This is a genomic window from Arcicella rosea (assembly GCF_040543805.1).
GTDB lineage: Bacteria > Bacteroidota > Bacteroidia > Cytophagales > Spirosomataceae > Arcicella > Arcicella rosea.
In genome coordinates this window covers 168,354-185,894 of record NZ_JBEUMS010000009.1, presented here as the reverse complement: position 1 = coordinate 185,894, position 17,541 = coordinate 168,354, and the positions used below count along the sequence as shown (strand labels likewise).

Here is a 17,541-nt window from a genome sequence, read left to right as displayed (position 1 = left end):
AATACAAGATAATATTACTAGTGTAAATAACGGGTATGAAGGAAAGAAAATTATAGCTAAAAAACTGTTTCTTTGTATAAGTAAATGACAATTCATCATGTATCAAACCAACATCCGAAACCGAAACTATCATTTCCCCAACCTAAAAACCTTGATGGCAAAGGCTAGTCCATTGCGTTCTGGCGATGAATTGGCTGGTGTGGCGGCAAGTACTGCCGAGGAAAGAGTAGCGGCACAAATGGCTTTGGCGGATGTTCCTTTAAAAACCTTTCTTACCGAACATCTCATTCCTTACGAAGAAGATGAAATTACTCGCTTAATTATTGATACGCATGATGAAAAAGCATTTGCCCCAATCAGTCATTTAACCGTTGGTGATTTTAGGAATTTTTTACTGGAAGAAAGCACTGACACGCTTACTATTAAAGCTTTACAAAAAGGTTTAACACCCGAAATGGTAGCTGCTGTAAGTAAATTGATGCGCATCCAAGATTTGGTAACAGTTGCCTCAAAATGTGAAGTAATTACCCGATTTCGCAACACAATTGGCTTGAAAGGACATTTTTCTACTCGCCTTCAACCCAATCATCCCACAGATGATTTTAAAGGAATTGCCGCTAGTATGATTGACGGGCTTTTTTATGGAAGTGGCGATGCGGTAATCGGTATAAATCCTGCTACAGATAATGTTCCAACCGTTATTCGTCTGCTTGAAATGTTGGATGCCGTTCGTCAACGGTTTGATATTCCGATGCAATCCTGCATTTTGAGCCATATTACCACAACGATAAAAGCCATTGAACAAAATGCGCCCGTCGATTTAGTATTTCAATCCATTGGCGGAACAGAAGCGACCAATACTTCTTTCGGTGTAAATCTAAATATTTTACAAGAAGGCTATGAAGCTGGACTTTCGCTAAAAAGAGGAACTGTAGGAAATAATCTGATGTATTTTGAAACGGGTCAAGGAAGTTCACTTTCCGCCAACGCTCATCACGGACTCGACCAACAAACTTGCGAAACCCGTGCTTATGCCGTGGCTAGGCATTTTAATCCTTTGTTGGTCAATACAGTAGTGGGCTTTATTGGTCCAGAGTATTTGTATAATGGCAAACAGATTATCAGAGCAGGTTTAGAAGACCATTTTTGTGGAAAACTCTTAGGACTACCGATGGGCGTTGACGTTTGTTACACCAACCACGCCGAAGCCGACCAAGACGATATGGATACTTTGCTTACTTTGTTGGCGACGGCAGGTTGTAATTTTATCATGGGCGTTCCCGGAGCAGACGATGTAATGCTTCATTATCAAAGCACTTCTTTTCATGATGCCCTTTATGTAAGACATTTATTAGGCTTACACCCCGCCCCGGAGTTTGAAGCATGGCTAATGAAAATGAATATTTTTGATGAGAAAATGAGGTTAAGGACGGGGAATCAGCAACTACTCAATGCAATGTTTAGATTAGAGTAATTTATACTTAGGTAATAAAAAGCCCATGCTGATATTCATAAAAAAGCCACCAATAACATTGATGGCTTTTAAAACTTACAGGATGTTCAACCCTCATTGTCAACCGTAATATGTAATCAGACCTTCAAGCCTTTTACTAATTTATATTCAACAGACGCTACCCCATATTGGCTTTTTACAGACTCTTTGATACGTTGGGTAACTTCAGACAACTTTTCATAATAAGTATTTCGGAGGTCAGATACTGTTTTCAATGAACCAAGCCTAGTGGCAACATTGATATTAGCCGTGTTGGTTGCTTCAAGCTTGGCTTGTAAAGTAATCAACTTTACGTTTTCATTGGCAGGGATTATAAGCAGTTCCTAAACTGACTAAAATACTGATTAAATCTGAAAAATTCTGGGTTTTGCTTCCATAAGAAAGCTCTGACTGACTTATGGTATTAACATTTTCTCCTTCTTTTACTTTAGGACTATTCTTCCCTCTAATTTTCTCGGCAATGGCAGAAATATCAGATACCTCTTTGGCATTTTTTCCTAATGTAGCCCTAACTGTAGCTAAAATTGGACTAATCAGTTTGGCGACGGAGTTTGTTTCGTTAGCAAATAATTTAAGCCTTGTTTCTACTGCGGTAGAGTAGTTGGCTCTCTAGGTAATAACCTTAGTGTTTTCGGTTTTAGTGGAAGCAATTAAAGCATCGTAAGCCTCAATGGTAATTTCGGATGTTGGAGCAATATAACCTGTAAAACCTTTTAAGTGTGTTGAAATGGTGATTGCGTTAGCGAGTTTTGCACCGAAGGTAGCCTCTGTTGTTGTTGCCATTGGTAGAATGATTTAAAGGTGGAAATATTAATTTATCTATACATAAAGTTAACAAAAGAGCAAATTACTTCTACCGATTATAGCATTTTTATTTGATAAATAACTGACAATTATTCAATTATATAAATGAAGAAGGCATACCACAAAATATTATTGTCATATCAATAAATTGAATCATCATGTATAAAGATTCAATCGACATATCACTAAATTAAATCCTCATATCACAAAATGTAATTGACATACCACTAAATGAAATCCTCATATATAAAGATGTAATTGACATATCACTAAATGAAAGCTTCGTATCACAAGATACAATTGACATATCACTAGATTAAAACTCGTTTTAATGTTTTTATAAAGCCTTGATATACATTGCTTTTACCGTATAATAAAATTAGAACATAATTATTTTATATGAAAAATCATTTTTGTAGATTCATCTATTAATCATCCGCTAATTAACATGTTCTTGTATAGATTCATCAATAGACTTTATCATTAGGGAAATAATCTTTTAAACCTTCTTTGATTGGCACAAAAACAACGTTTACAATACTTTCACTTATATAATTAATAACTATGACAAAATGGCCCCTTGACGGAAAGTCTCACTCTAACGTAGACACCAATGTTATTTTAAAAACAAAAAGAATAGATGCTTTTCTTCAAAATAGTGATCGCCAAATTTTAGTAGCAACTAAAGGAATGGGAAAGACTTTACTCCTAAGAGTTAAAAAGAAAATGATTGAAGATGAAAAAAGTGGATCACTTATCATTCCTCAAAGCAGAGAATATGATGAACCTAAGTTTACTGGAACACTATCAAGTAAGAAGGTAATCAGGTCTTTGGAATCTTGGAGATCTTTGTGGGAAGTGTGTATAACGTTTTCAATCTTTTCCTACTCTAAGTTTGGCAAGAAAGATGAGTTTGACGATGAAATAAAAATCATGATTGATAACTTCGAATTACCACGTGCCATTTCTGAATATATACTAGTAGGAATTCTCAAATCACAAAGGATAGACCCATCTTATTTTCTTAATAAATTTATAACTGAATGTACAATTCAAAAATTAGAACAGTTCTTAAGAAATACATCAGACGTTTACAGATTATCAAATAGGTTTATAACAAACTCTGTATGTGTTTTTATAGATGCTTTTGATCAAACTTTATCAGATAATTTTAAAGAAGATATTGAAATTTGGAAAAATGGGCAATTAGGTTTGGTAAAGTCAGTACATAAATTGCACTCGTATAATCCTCATATTAAAGTTTATACGAGTATAAGACAAGAAGCTTTTGCAGGATTTTTGGATGAACAAAAGAGTGTAATTAGAGGATTGAGTACAATTCTTGAATATTCACAAAGCGATTTAAAATCTATATTTGAACTTTCAATAAAACAATATACAGGACTTAATTCAATTGAAGAATTTATAGGGTTTAAACAAGTAACGAATAGTTTTTGTAATCAAGAAGAAGATGTTTTTGAATACATTTATCGTCATTCAACTTATACTCCAAGGTCTATTATGAAATTTGGTAGAGAAATAGACGAATCATCTGATACTAAGACCGAATTAGAATTTAAAAAAATAATTAATAAAACAGGTTCTGAAAATATCATTGATGATTATCTCTCAACAGAAAAAATCTTCTTGATGAATTATATTAAAAGTACAAAAAATTTATTTTCAATATTGAGTTTGATACCTTCAAATGTATTAAATGGTAAAATGATAGAATCAATAAAAAATCAATTTGCTGGAAACAATGGTTTTACACAGGAAGACTGTCATCCCTTTTGTGAGCTTTATAATATTGGATTGATAGGTAAAGTAAATAGAAGCACAGTTTCTAATGGTAACATAACTCAAGTTTTTAAAAAACCACATGAATTTGATTGGCAACACTATCATATTACTGGAAATAGCGAGAAGGATATTTATTTAGTGCATCCAAGTTTATATGATAGTATAATTAATAGTAGAGATTTTTATCTTATTAATTCGGATGTGGTAATAGGTGACGGAAACACTTGGAGTAAGAATATTAAGCCTTTCCCTTCTATTTTCCTTTCTCATTCATCAAAGGATAAAGTCGTGTTAGAAGCTTACTTTATTTATGAATTTCAAAAGGTGTTATCAACTTATATCCCTTTTGACATTTGGTTTGATGATATGAAAATAACCGCTGGAGATAATATCCCTGATTTAGTAAAAAAAGGTGTAGACAATAGTAATTATATTCTACTTTGTATTTCTGAAAACTCATTACAATCTGGTTGGGTTACTGATGAGTGTGATATTATGTTAAAAAAGAATAAAGAGGGTATAATTCCTTTTATTATAGATAATACAAAAGTTGAAGATTTACCTATAATATTCAAAGATATTAAAGTTGAGGTTTTATCAGATGGAAACTGGGATAGAGCGATAAAAGATTTAGCCATATCCATTGCCCAAAAAATTGCCCCCAAATTTTAAAAAAATATTAGCTTATTTCATTATCAATAAAACAGCCAAAAAAATGTATTCTTCTCCACTATCCATATATGTCTTATGGCATCCTAATTTTAGTGATGGCGTTTTTTTTGCTAATAAAATCTATCAAAACTTCAATAGAGATACTGATTATGTATTAAGTAGAAACTTAAATATCCCTGTGTTTTATAGAAATAAGGCTAATAAAAACAATGAAATCCTTTCTATTAATTTTCAAGAGTCAGATAAAAATGCCATTATTTTATTAATAGACGATAATATGTTTAATGACGCTATTTGGGAAGAATATGTATCAAATATTCTTCCGAATTTAGACGATAATAATCGTATTTATCCTATTGCACTGTCTTCTGTCTCTAATTATTTTTTGGAAGAGAATAATTTTTCCCGTTTCCAAAGTATCAATTTGATGAAAACTAATGATTTAGATAAACAATGGGAAATACTTAAAAGTAGGTTGTTACATGATATTACCAGAATGATGTTGGACCTTCAATCTGTCAATGACGTAGTAAACACAAACACCACAATTACACCAAGACCACCTGTAAAGCTTTTTTTGAGTCATGCCAAAGCAGATGGAGAAGAATTAGCAATTAGTTTCAAGAATTACATTGAAAACAATTTAAAAGTAAATACCTTTTTTGATACCAATGATATAGCAGATGGATATGATTTCTCTGATGAAATCAATCGTAATATTGATAAAAATACTGCTATGATAGTCTTTCTTACAGATGCTTATTCTACAAGAGAATGGTGTCAGATTGAAGTATCTACTGCCAAAAGGAAAAAGTGTCCTATCGTTGTTGTTCATCATATACAGAAACAAGAAAGAAGAAGTTTTCCTTATTTAGGCAATGTCCCCACCATCAAATGGAATGGTAGTTTTAATGATATTATAGATTTAGCAATTATTCAAGTATTGGTAAATCTGTTTGCTCAAAAGTTTTTAGAAAAACATATCGCTCTTTATAATTTAGAAAAAAAATATCATTGTCATATTCTAAGTAATCCCCCAGAGCTGTTTAATTACCTTGATATTTTAAAACTTCGTCAAGAAAATACCGATAAGCCTGTCTTGGTTTTATATCCTGACCCACCTTTAGGTAATGAGGAACTAAAAATTCTTAATGAGGTAAATAATGACATCAATTTTGTAACACCATCACACTCATTCCAATATTTATAAAGATGGAGACTAATTTAGATAAGCAAGAAATCAATATAACTGGGGTTTCAACGCAATTGTTGGAAATGATTGAGACAGATTTAAACACGCTTAGTCCAAACAATGCAGCCCTAAATCGAAAAAGAATAGCCTTCTCTATTTCAGATTCAGAGGACTTAGCAGAACTCGGAATGTCATCATTACATTTGCAAGACTCTATTATTGAATTGACAAGACACTTATTGGTACAAGGAGCAACAATTGTATATGGTGGAGATTTAAGAGAAAATGGCTTTTTAGAAAAGTTTTTAGAACTATCTTTTCAATATCGAGTAAAAGACGATGCCCAATATTTCCCATTCATTAACTATTTTTCATATCCAATCTATTGTCCACTTACTTTAGAACAAGAAGTGAAATTTAAAAAAAACAGAGTAAAAATTGTAAAGGTTAAACCAGATACCATCTTCTCACTTGATGAAAAAGACTATCAATTTGTTGCTCCTGATACCATTGAGAATACTTTTTTATGGGCAAAAAATTTAACTAAAATGCGAAAAGAAAAGAATCTTAATAGTGATGCTCTGATATTAATGGGTGGCAAATTAGGAGGTTTTAAAGGTTGTTGTGCAGGGATAATAGAGGAGGCTTACGTGGGTTTGAAAACCCAAAAACCAATCTATTTAATAGGAATGTTCGGAGGAGCAACTCGTTGTTTAATACAGAGCATTACCCAAAAGACTACATTAATTACAAGCGAACACAAAGATTATTTTTCTGAAAAGTACAAGGCTTTACAACATCTCTATCAAGAAAAAGACTCATCAAATATTCCATCAGTTGAAGCAATCAATACTTTCTTTCAAAATCTATCATGGAAAGACCTTCATAATGGACTTACAGAAGAAGAAAATCTAAGACTATTTCAAACGAATCATCTGATGGAAGCTATATATTTGGTAATGAAGGGGCTTAGAAATTGTCTATAAATCAGTTATAAACTATGAACAATTACAGTTTTTTTGACCGCCTAAAAATAAAACTTTTTGGTTGGGATTACTTTATTTCATATCGTAGAGCGGATGCTTATGGGTATATGAAATCATTGGAATCCAGCCTATACAGCAGAGGGATTTATTGCTTTGTAGATGAATCTGAGATTCTTCCCGGTAATGCTTTGCCCAAAGAGATTAAAACAGGACTTAAGCGAAGCCGCAAAATGATTTTAATTGCTTCTCCACAAGCGGCAGAACCTTTAAGTATTAGGAATACAGATTGGATTGATGAAGAAATAACAACATTTTCTAAAAATATCCTTGTAATTAATATCAATGAATCCTTAGCAAAGTTTAAAAACCCTAAAATTTCTAATAATTACAGTTTTGTTTACATTCCCGAAACACTTGAAAATCTTAGAGGTTCTAAACCTTCCAATGCCGTAATTGAAGATATTGTTAAGGAACGTAATTTTAACAGTGTAAACAAAAATATGGCTATTTTGGGAGTTGCAATTTGTATCGGATTGATTTTTGGGGTCTGGTATGTTTACATAAATTATCAAGATAAAGAGGCTTCAAAAGAAAAAGTATTGATAAGAGAAATTAACGACGCTATTTCTAAAGCGGAAGTTTTTAAAAAAATTGGATTCCCCCATTACATAGACTCTTTACAAAAAAAAATTCAATTAAGTGCTGACTATCTGAACTTCAAAGACAGAGACTCTGTACAGTTCAAAATGAAAAGACTATCAACTTTAGCAAAATAAAAGATGAAACAAATATTCTTTCTCCTCTTTTTTATAGTTTTTTTTAATCCTATCCTATTAGTAGGACAAAAATCACCTTGCTGGGATATATATTACTCCGCTGAAAAAGACACAATCAAAGATGCTAAGGGTAATTATAATTATCAAAAAGCATTAGAGAAAATCAATGCTATTTATTTATGCTTAGAGAGTTTTAAAAATAAAGATGCAGACTCTATTAGAAAAAAAACCAACCAACTCAATATTATTATTTACAATAAAATTGATTCTGCTAAGAAATTAGCAGACAAAGCTACTATTAAAGTAAGAGAATCTTTAGTCAGAGAGCAAAAAGCCAAAGAACAAGCCATTATAGAAAAAAATAATGCTCAAGCCCTTTATTGGACATCTGAAGCAGATAAGCTGATCCCTATACAAGGCATGAGATTATTAGAAAAAGCTTATTCTAAAACCAAAGACACAAGGGTTTTAAAAACTATCAAACAAGCCAGTGAAACTATCTTTAACCAGAGTAATATTCATCAATGGCATTGTAAAAGTATTTTTTTTACCAATAGAGAAACCTATTATTACTCTAATGATGAATGGCTAATAACAAAGAGTGATAATTATACATACAAAGTATGGGATATAATAAAAGGGAAAAGACCTGATTTTTTAAAAAAGGAGAAAAATCTAATTTATGCTAAATTTTCCTCTAATGATAAATGGTTGATAACAAAAGATAAAAATGATTCAACGAAAGTATGGAATGTAACAACAGGGAAAATACTTGATTTTTTAAAAAAGGAATGTGACATTAAAGATGCCTATTTTTCCTATAAGGATAATTGGTTAATAACAAAAACTAATAATGATACCAAAGTATGGGATATAGCAAAAGGGAAAATCCCTGTTTTTTTAAAAAAGGAGAAAAACCTAATTTATGCTAAATTTTCCTCTAATGATAAATGGTTGATAACAAAAGATAAAAATGATTCAGCGAAAGTATGGAATGTAGCAACAGGGGAAATACTTGATTTTTTAAAAAAGGAGTATGACATTAGAGATGCCTATTTTTCCTCTAAGGATAATTGGTTGATGACCATCAATAAGGATTCCAAATCTAAAGTATGGGAAATGGCAACGGGGGAAATACATGATTTTTTAAAAAAAGAGTGCAACATTAGAAATGCTTATTTTTCCTCTAAGGATCAATGGTTGATAACAAATGATAGGATGGATACTCTCAAAATATGGGAGATTGTAACAGGAAAAAAGCTAGACTTTTTTAATCATTACAATAATATTTATGAAGCTAAATTTTCTTCTAATGATAAATGGTTGATAACAGAACATCGATATATAGATCCTACTTTAGGTGGATGGAATGATACTTTCGAAAAAAAAATATGGGATTTAGAAAAAGGGAAAATACCCGACTTTTTAAAGCAGGAGAAAGACATTAGTGAGGTCAATATTTCGTCTAATAATCAATGGCTAATAACAAAAGATAATAATGACACATACAAAGTATGGGATTTAGCAAAAGGGAAAATACCTGATTTTATAAAACAAGAGAAAAATTTAATTTACGCTAAATTTTCTTCTAATAATAAATGGTTGATAACAAAAGATAAAAATGGCACTTATGAAATAGTGGAGTTGGAAACAGGGAAAATACTTGATTTTATAAAACATGAGAAAGACATTAGTGAGTCCATTTTTTCCTCAAAAGACAAATGGTTGGTGACAAGAGATAACAATTATATTTACAAAGCTTGGGAGGTTAAATCAGAGAAAACACGTGCTTTTTTAGAGCAAGAGAAAGATATTATTAGTACCCAATTTTACTCTAAAGATAAGTGGTTGATAACAAAAGATAAAAATGACACTTATGAAATAGTGGAGTTGGAAACAGGGAAAATACATACTTTTTTAGAGCAGGAGGAAGAAATTATTAGTGCTAATTTTTCTCCTAACTATAAATGGTTGATAACAAAGTATAAAAATAATACATTCAAAGTATGGGATGTAGCAACAGGAAAAATACATGATTTTTCAAAGAATAGGATTGATCTCTATGAAGCTAAATTTTCCCATAATGAAAATTGGATGATAATACGCTATAAAAATACTAAGTATAGAATATTAGAGGTAGCAACAGGAATAACGTATGACGTTTACGGGCAAAAGGATGACTATCTTGATATTAATTTTTCTCCTAAAAGTAAATGGTACATAACAAAAGGAAATAATAATACATACAGAGTATGGGATACCGCAACAGGAAAAATGCTACATTTTTTAAATCAGGAGTACGACTTTAGATATGCCCAGTTTTCATCTAATGAAGAATGGTTAATAACAAAAGGTGAAAATGATACTTACAGTTTGTGGGATGTAGCAACTATGAAATTGCCAGATTTTTTAAATCAGGAGAAATATATTATTGATTTCAAATTTTCTCATAATGAAAAATGGTTGATAACAAAAAATAAAGATTATTGTTTCAAAGTATGGGACTTAGCATCGGGAAAAAAGCATAGTTTTTTAGAGCAAGACAAAAACATTGTTAAGTTCTATTTTTCGCCTAATGAACAATGGTTGATAACAATAGACAAAAATTATTGTCTCAAAGTATGGGACTTAGCATCAGGGGAAAAACATAGTTTTTTAGAGCAAGAGAAAGACATTATTAAGTTCTATTTTTCTCCTAATGGTAAATGGCTAAAAGTAATGTATAAAAATAATACATCTAAAGTATGGGAGGTAGCAACGGGTAAAATGAATGATTTTTTAAAACAGAAACATGTCTTTAATAACAATAGTAAAGTCAAGCTCTCTCCTAATAGTACCTTTTATGTTATTATCACTAACCATCATGTCAAAACATACGACATAATCTCCGACACTTTAATTCAAACTTTATGGTTAAATAAAGAGCCTACACAAGTACAAATCATAGGCAATCGCTATCTCTATGTCACCGTTGGTAAAGCCATTGTTAAAACAGATTTACAAACACAGCAGGGTAATTTAATGAGTTACGGCGATTGTGAGGCGTTAGATTATAAATTTGAGGAAATACAAGAATGGATAAAGGCTTTTGGAGATAAATACCTCTTGCCTTTGGATGAGGAGATAAAGAAGAAATATGGAGTTGATTAAGTGTTGAGTTTTTTGCTGTTCTTTTCGATAATCAAAATGAAAAGAATTAGCCAAAAATAAAATCAATTTTTTAATTCAATTGATTAATCACTAAATCGCTCATTCATTAAATCACTCAATGAATCACAACATGGAAATCAACAAAGCCGACCAATGGCAATTTTTGCAAAATTATACTCCCGCTCGCATTGCTCGTGGTCGGGTTGGGCATAGTTTGCCTACGGCTGAATTGTTGAAATTTCAAGCAGACCATGCGCAAGCCCGTGATGCAGTTTATTCAGATTTAAAAGTAGCGGAATTGTTTCAGTCCTTTTTACTGCATTTTAATTTGGAAGTATTACGGCTACAAAGTGAAGTAAAATCTCGTTCACAATATTTACAAAGACCCGATTTAGGAAGAACAATCAACCAAGCATCTAGAAAAATTTTATTGGAAGAAGATGCCAGTGAATCAGATATTTGTTTTGTAATCGCCGATGGACTTTCGGCAAGTGCCGTCAATGAACACGCTTTTCCTTTTTTGAATCATTTAATTCCTAAACTTCAAACTGAAAACTGGGAAATCGCACCGATTTGTATTGTTGAACAAGGACGAGTAGCAATTGCAGATGAGATTGGTTTTTTACTAAAGGCAAATATTGTAATCATTTTAATTGGCGAACGCCCCGGACTTACATCTCCCGACAGTATGGGTGCGTATATTACATACCAACCACAATTAGGACTGACCGACGAAAGTAGAAATTGTGTTTCGAATATTCGTCCAGAAGGATTAAATTATGAGTTAGCTTCAGAAAAGATTTTCTACTTACTTAATGAAATAAAAGTAAAAAAAATAAGTGGCGTACAATTAAAGGATGAAATGGCAGAAAAACAACTACTTTAAAAAATTGAGTATTTATCGCTAGTCTTCATTTAAGCCAAACGATTCAATCTCCTTTATTTTGAATGTAATGTTGAATATATCATTCAAATTACTTGAAATATTAAAATCAACAAAAAAGAGAAAAGACCTAATATTGAGAAAAAACGGTATTATGTTGAAAGATAATCTATAAAAAAAAGGCTTATTTCAGTAAAAACTAGTTAAAAAAGTAAAGGGAGGATTTTTTGTTTCGTCAATAAATTCTTGGTGTTTACCAAATAAAAATCTTAGTTCGTACAAAATTTCAGGAAATACACTTGCAATTTTCAATAAATGCTTGACTTAAACTCCATTTTTTGTACCTTTGCACTGCGTTCTTGTAACGCAGATTTTTTAGACCTAGCAACGTGGCGGCGTTGTTAGGTTTTTTTTTGTTCTTAGTTTTTAATACTTTTTACCAGTAAATTTTTGGCTACTTCATGGCTAATAAAATGATTTGATAAGTCACCAAGATTTACATTAAGTGATTTATCGAAATCGTTCAGCTCTTTCACAACAATTTGGCAACCCAATGTCAAACCCATTTTGGCTAAATATTGTAAAAAAGTTGCCGAATGCTCAGAAACGCCTACCATCACAACACTTTGTCCAACAGTAATTTCTGAAAGGTTCTGATACCTCAATTCAGGCATAATTCCGAAAGTATCAGGAATTGGGTCACCGTGAGGGTCAAATTTCGGAAAACCTAAAAATTCATCTAATCTTTCAACCAATTCTTCTGAATCAATATGTTCTAATTGTTCTGCAATTTCGTGTACTTCATCCCAATTAAAACCTAACTTTTCTACCAAAAATACTTCCCATAAACGGTGCTTTCTGATAACTTTCAATGCCACAGCTTCGCCAAGTTCAGTTAGCCTAACACCTTGATATTTCTGATAATTAACTAATTGTTTTTCTGAAAGTTTCCTAAGCATATCCGAAACTGATGCCGCTTTGGTAAGTGTCAGTTCTGCAACAGCATTCGTGCTGACTTCACTGTCGGTTTCCGCAGAAAGCTTATAAATTATTTTAAGGTAGTTTTCTTCTGTGAATGAAGTCATGATGGCAATTTTTGGGGATAATAAGAGCATTATTTGCAATGCAAAGATATTATTTAATAAGCGAATAATTAAATTTTAGATTAATCTAAAAAAATATTTTGAATTGTACTTAACAAAAAATAAATTTACATCACTTATGTAACTATAGTCATTAAACCTTCGTTGTAAATCCTTTATGAATTGATTACAAAAAGGAAATAATGATTATTACAATCGACAAACCTTACAATTACATAGCATATTTAATATGAATATAAAAAACACTATTTTAAACCATTCATTACCAGAAGTATATGGTTCTATAAAAGTGCCTAAAACGGGGTCGTTTTATAAAAAATTATGGGCTTTTACAGGACCAGGCTTAATGGTAGCGGTTGGTTATATGGATCCAGGAAACTGGGCGACAGATATTGCTGGTGGTTCAAAATTTGGTTATACGCTCCTTTCCGTAATTCTGATTTCCAACCTTTTTGCGATGCTCCTTCAGCATCTTTCCTTAAAATTAGGCATTGCCACTGGACGAGATTTAGCACAAGCTTGTCGATACGCTTATTCAAAACCTGTTGCCATTGCTTTATGGGTTTTGTGCGAAATTGCCATTGCTGCCTGCGATTTAGCAGAAGTAATTGGTTCAGCCATTGCCATTAATTTACTTTTTGGCTTACCCCTCACAGTAGGCGTCGTCATTACGGTTTTAGATGTTTTAGTACTCTTATACTTTCAAGGAAAAGGCTTTAGGGCTTTAGAATGTATTGTTGCTGGTTTAATTTTCATGATTTTCTGCTGTTTTGGTTATGAAATTTTTGTTTCACAACCATCAGTAAATGAAATTTTGGGAGGTATTTTACCCAAACCTCAAATCATCATCAATCCAGAAATGCTTTATGTTGCCATTGGAATTTTGGGTGCAACAGTAATGCCTCATAATTTGTATTTACATTCTAGCATTGTTCAAACTCGTAATTTTGAAAAAAATAGTGAAGGCAAGCGTTCGGCCATCTTTTTTGCAACGATAGATTCCAACTTGTCTTTATCACTTGCCTTTTTTATCAATGCAGCTATTTTGATTATTTCAGCGGCAACTTTCCACAATACTGGCAATCAAAATGTGGCAGACATCAACGATGCTTATCATTTACTTGACCCCGTTTTGGGTGTAAAATTCGCTGGTATATTTTTTGCTGTAGCCTTATTGGCTTCTGGTCAAAACTCTACTTTAACAGGTACTTTGGCTGGGCAAATTGTCATGGAAGGTTTTTTGAATTTAAGACTAAAACCTTGGTTGAGACGACTCATTACTCGTTTAATAGCCGTAATTCCAGCGCTGATTGTTACAATTATTTATGGAGAAAAAGGTACGGGAGATTTATTGGTATTGAGTCAAGTAATTTTATCCTTACAACTTAGTTTTGCAGTGGTTCCTTTGATTGTTTTCACAAGTGATAAAACTCAAATGGGTGAATTTGTGAATTCAAAATTGATGAAAATTTGCGCTTGGATTGTAGCAATTATCATCATTGCCTTGAATGGATATTTGCTTTGGGATACTATTTTTTAGTTATTTGTATTGAAAAAATAGGTAAGCCATGAAAATACCAGAGACAAACGGATTGATTGAAAATATTTATAAGTACGTTCAAACGCACATAGAAATTGCCAAACTTGAAGTAGAAGAGCGTGTTCAAGAAACGATTAAAAAGTTGGTTATCGGAGCAATCCTTGTACTTTCAGCGGGAATGCTTTTCATGTTTTCATTGCTGACTTTGGCTTTATTTTTAAACCATGTTTTCAAAAGTGAATATCTTGGTTTTCTTGCAGTTACAATTTTGTTAGCAATTGTTGTCGCTTATGTTTTCCATCTTGGAAAAACCTTACTTAAACCTGATACAATCACAGAAAGTATTGAAGAAGAAGCTGAAACAGTATTTCAAGAAAATTAAAAAAGAATTCTTTCTTTAAATTTTCAGTCAAAAAAGCAATTTTTATTACTTTTGAGTAGTTTTAGAGACGTACACAGTTATTGTATTAGTAAGTTTCGTAATGAATTTTATTCGTACAATAACAGAACCACGTGAAGATTATGTTTCCAGTAGTTAGCCCAAAAAAAATCTCTGAACGTAAACGAGAGTTACATTTAGAAGCAAAAGCATATAAAGAAACGATTGACGGACAAGTAAGTGACCTTAAATCAGAGGCGACTCGTATCGGTACAACCGCACTGATTGTGGGTGGCGTTTTGGCTACCACTTATTTGATATTTAGTTTTTTCAGTTCAGATTCTGACAAAAAAGTAACAACTAAGGTTTCAGAAAATACTAATCTGCCTGTTGTTGTAAAAAAAGAAAAAACGAAAGAATCTTGGCTTATTTCATCTATTAAAGGTTACATGCTGTCATTTTTAATGGCAATTGCCAAAGATAAAGTCATGGAAGCCCTTTCGATTTTAAAAGAAAATCATGCAGAGAAATCTTCTCAATAAATTTTACGAGCTAAAAGCCCAAGGCAAAAAAGCATTTGCTGTCTTGATTGACCCCGACAAAGTCAATGAAGACAGCTTTTCGCATTTAATAGCTTTGAGTAAAGAACAAGCGGTAGATTTCTTTTTTGTGGGCGGTAGCTTAATTACCAGCCACATTATGGAAAAGGTTATTATTGAAATTAAAAAAAGTAGCGACATTCCTGTTATTTTATTTCCAGGAAATAGCTTACATCTTAATAATCAAGTAGATGGCGTATTGTTTTTATCTTTAATTTCAGGAAGAAACCCTGATTATTTGATTGGACAACAAGTAATCTCCGCCCCAATTCTTAAAAGAAGTGGCATAGAAGTATTACCAACAGGCTACATGATTATTGATAGCGGTCGCCAAACAACAGTTTCGTATATTTCAAATACAACGCCAATTCCGCACGATAAACCAAGTATTGCAGCTTGTACAGCAATGGCTGGCGAAATGTTAGGATTGAAATTGATTTATATGGATGCTGGTTCTGGCGCTTATAATGCCGTTTCACCAGAAATGATTGCCGCCGTACAGCAATCTGTTGAAGTTCCTTTAATTGTTGGCGGAGGAATTAATTCAGCGAAGAAAGCACAAGATGCTTTAAAAGCTGGTGCCGACGTAATTGTTGTAGGCAATGCCATTGAAGAAAGAGTAGATTTAATTAAAGAAATTGCCAAAACGGTAAGAGGCTTTAATGAACGTTTTGTTAATTCTTAAAAATAAAGGATTGTCAACTTTGAAAAGCTGACAATCCTAAACATTTATCAATAACCACCACGGAATTTATAAGTATCTGCTACTTTTTTAATCGCTACAATATAAGCGGCAATGCGCATTGGTACTTTAAATTGTTGCGAAGTCAAGAATACTTTATCAAAAGCATCTTTCATAATTCTATCCGAACGGCGATTGATACGGTCTAAATTCCATTTATAGCCCATTCTATTCTGAACCCATTCAAAATACGAAACCGTTACCCCACCCGCATTCGCTAGAATATCTGGCACAACCAAAATTCCTTTGTCATTAATAATATCATCGGCAGATGCTGATGTTGGGCCATTAGCACCTTCCACGATTAATTTGGCTTGAATATAAGGTGCATTTTCATTGTTAATAACATCTTCTTTGGCAGCAGGAACAAGTACATCAACATCTAGTGTCAATAATTCTTCATGACTGATTCTTTCAGCACCTGGAAAATTCTCTAAAGTACCTTTGTTCAAATCTCTGAATTTAATAGCACCTTCAATATCTATCCCATTTTCATTATAATATGCTCCTGAAATATCAGAAATCGCTTTTACCATTACTCCACGTTCATGCAATAAATTAGCAGCGTGCGAACCTACATTTCCAAAACCCTGAACAGCCGCAGATGATTTATAAGGATTAATTTTCAATTTATCCATTCCAGCTAAAGCCGAAACCATTACTCCTCTACCTGTAGCTTCTGTTCTACCTAATGAACCACCCAAAACCAGTGGTTTTCCTGTCACAACAGCATTTACAGTCATTCCTTTTGCTTTAGAGTACTCATCCATCAGCCAAGCCATTTCACGTGGCCCTGTGCCCATATCTGGTGCTGGAATATCTCTGTCTGGGCCAAAAACATCTAACATCGAAACCGTATAAGCACGCATCAAACGTTCCATTTCGCCAGCAGACATTTCACGAGGATTACAAGCAATTCCGCCTTTAGCACCACCATAAGGAATATCCACTACGGCACATTTCCACGTCATCCAAGCAGCCAAAGCTCTTACTTCATCAATATTCACGGCAGGGTCAAAACGAATACCTCCTTTCGACGGTCCAAGGATATTAGAGTGAATCACTCGATAGCCTTCAAATACTTTAATACTTCCATTATCCATTGTAATGGGCAACCCTACAGTTACCTGACGAGCAGGTACTTTTAAGATGTAATACATTTCATCAGAGATTCCCAATAATTCAACGGCTTTATCAAAGCGTTGCATCATTGATTCTAGCGGATTTTCCTTGTCCTTAATCGGAGCTGGTTCTATGTAAGTCATTGTCTTTATATCATCGACTGCCAACCTTCTGAAAACAGTAATATTAAGAAAATACTATTTCCTGTTTTTTTCTAAATGGATGGTAATCAATGCTTGAGATTAGTTTTTGTTGATAATGCACAAACATAACACAC

16 protein-coding genes are annotated in these 17,541 nt (G+C 32.8%); 12 read left to right on the top strand and 4 right to left on the bottom strand.

All coding sequences use genetic code 11. The features are described 5' to 3' along the window. The first annotated feature begins 97 nt into the window (after positions 1 to 97). On the top strand, positions 98 to 1,474 hold the full coding sequence (locus tag ABID42_RS13650; RefSeq protein ID WP_367284117.1) for an ethanolamine ammonia-lyase subunit EutB: 1,377 nt from the start codon (positions 98 to 100) through the stop codon (positions 1,472 to 1,474). A 116-nt stretch (positions 1,475 to 1,590) separates the two neighbouring features. Here ABID42_RS13650 and ABID42_RS13645 read toward each other — a convergent pair whose 3' ends face one another. Beyond that, on the bottom strand, positions 1,591 to 1,800 hold the full coding sequence (locus ABID42_RS13645) for a hypothetical protein (protein ID WP_367284116.1): 210 nt from the start codon (positions 1,798 to 1,800) through the stop codon (positions 1,591 to 1,593). A 173-nt stretch (positions 1,801 to 1,973) separates the two neighbouring features. Here ABID42_RS13645 and ABID42_RS13640 point away from each other — a divergent pair, with 173 nt between their 5' ends. Further along, positions 1,974 to 2,114 carry a hypothetical protein gene (locus tag ABID42_RS13640; protein WP_367284115.1) on the top strand — a complete coding sequence of 47 codons (141 nt, stop codon included), beginning with the start codon at positions 1,974 to 1,976 and terminating at the stop codon, positions 2,112 to 2,114. Between the two features lie 8 nt (positions 2,115 to 2,122). Here ABID42_RS13640 and ABID42_RS13635 read toward each other — a convergent pair whose 3' ends face one another. Next, a complete protein-coding gene (locus ABID42_RS13635) occupies positions 2,123 to 2,296 on the bottom strand; it encodes a hypothetical protein (RefSeq protein WP_367284114.1) in 174 nt (57 codons plus the stop codon). A 585-nt stretch (positions 2,297 to 2,881) separates the two neighbouring features. On the opposite strand from ABID42_RS13635, the gene ABID42_RS13630 reads away from it, so the two are divergent. The 6 genes from ABID42_RS13630 to eutC all read left to right on the top strand — a co-directional run bounded on the left by ABID42_RS13630 (position 2,882) and on the right by eutC (position 11,782). Continuing rightward, complete coding sequence (locus tag ABID42_RS13630; protein ID WP_367284113.1) at positions 2,882 to 4,792, top strand: toll/interleukin-1 receptor domain-containing protein; 1,911 nt, start codon at positions 2,882 to 2,884, stop codon at positions 4,790 to 4,792. Beyond that, positions 4,776 to 6,002, top strand: coding sequence for a toll/interleukin-1 receptor domain-containing protein (locus tag ABID42_RS13625; protein ID WP_367284112.1), 1,227 nt, complete (start codon positions 4,776 to 4,778; stop codon positions 6,000 to 6,002). The genes ABID42_RS13630 and ABID42_RS13625 overlap by 17 nt, the downstream gene beginning before the upstream one ends. 2 nt (positions 6,003 to 6,004) lie before the next feature. After that, a complete protein-coding gene (locus ABID42_RS13620; protein ID WP_367284111.1) occupies positions 6,005 to 6,970 on the top strand; it encodes a hypothetical protein in 966 nt (321 codons plus the stop codon). Between the two features lie 14 nt (positions 6,971 to 6,984). Next, positions 6,985 to 7,746, top strand: a complete 762-nt coding sequence (locus ABID42_RS13615) for a toll/interleukin-1 receptor domain-containing protein (RefSeq protein ID WP_367284110.1) — start codon at positions 6,985 to 6,987, stop codon at positions 7,744 to 7,746. Between the two features lie 3 nt (positions 7,747 to 7,749). Further along, positions 7,750 to 10,896 (top strand): WD40 repeat domain-containing protein, encoded by a 3,147-nt coding sequence (locus tag ABID42_RS13610; RefSeq protein WP_367284109.1) that lies wholly within the window; start codon positions 7,750 to 7,752, stop codon positions 10,894 to 10,896. Between the two features lie 130 nt (positions 10,897 to 11,026). Then, positions 11,027 to 11,782, top strand: a complete 756-nt coding sequence (eutC, locus tag ABID42_RS13605; protein ID WP_367284108.1) for an ethanolamine ammonia-lyase subunit EutC — start codon at positions 11,027 to 11,029, stop codon at positions 11,780 to 11,782. Between the two features lie 416 nt (positions 11,783 to 12,198). On the opposite strand, the gene ABID42_RS13600 is transcribed toward eutC, so the two are convergent. Further along, positions 12,199 to 12,864 (bottom strand): metal-dependent transcriptional regulator, encoded by a 666-nt coding sequence (locus ABID42_RS13600; protein ID WP_323260705.1) that lies wholly within the window; start codon positions 12,862 to 12,864, stop codon positions 12,199 to 12,201. A 247-nt stretch (positions 12,865 to 13,111) separates the two neighbouring features. Here ABID42_RS13600 and ABID42_RS13595 point away from each other — a divergent pair, with 247 nt between their 5' ends. The 4 genes from ABID42_RS13595 to ABID42_RS13580 all read left to right on the top strand — a co-directional run bounded on the left by ABID42_RS13595 (position 13,112) and on the right by ABID42_RS13580 (position 16,085). Next, the gene (locus ABID42_RS13595) at positions 13,112 to 14,422 is read left to right on the top strand and encodes an Nramp family divalent metal transporter (protein WP_367284107.1); all 1,311 of its coding nucleotides are present in this window, start codon (positions 13,112 to 13,114) and stop codon (positions 14,420 to 14,422) included. A 28-nt stretch (positions 14,423 to 14,450) separates the two neighbouring features. Then, entirely contained in the window at positions 14,451 to 14,804 is a 354-nt protein-coding gene (locus tag ABID42_RS13590) for a phage holin family protein (RefSeq protein ID WP_367284106.1), read from the top strand. A 140-nt stretch (positions 14,805 to 14,944) separates the two neighbouring features. Further along, positions 14,945 to 15,343 (top strand): hypothetical protein, encoded by a 399-nt coding sequence (locus tag ABID42_RS13585; RefSeq protein WP_367284105.1) that lies wholly within the window; start codon positions 14,945 to 14,947, stop codon positions 15,341 to 15,343. Continuing rightward, positions 15,321 to 16,085, top strand: coding sequence for a phosphoglycerol geranylgeranyltransferase (locus ABID42_RS13580; RefSeq protein ID WP_323260465.1), 765 nt, complete (start codon positions 15,321 to 15,323; stop codon positions 16,083 to 16,085). Before ABID42_RS13585 ends, ABID42_RS13580 begins: the two co-directional genes overlap by 23 nt. A gap of 47 nt (positions 16,086 to 16,132) precedes the next feature. On the opposite strand, the gene ABID42_RS13575 is transcribed toward ABID42_RS13580, so the two are convergent. Then, a complete protein-coding gene (locus ABID42_RS13575; RefSeq protein ID WP_323260467.1) occupies positions 16,133 to 17,407 on the bottom strand; it encodes a Glu/Leu/Phe/Val family dehydrogenase in 1,275 nt (424 codons plus the stop codon). Between the last annotated feature and the right edge of the window lie 134 nt (positions 17,408 to 17,541).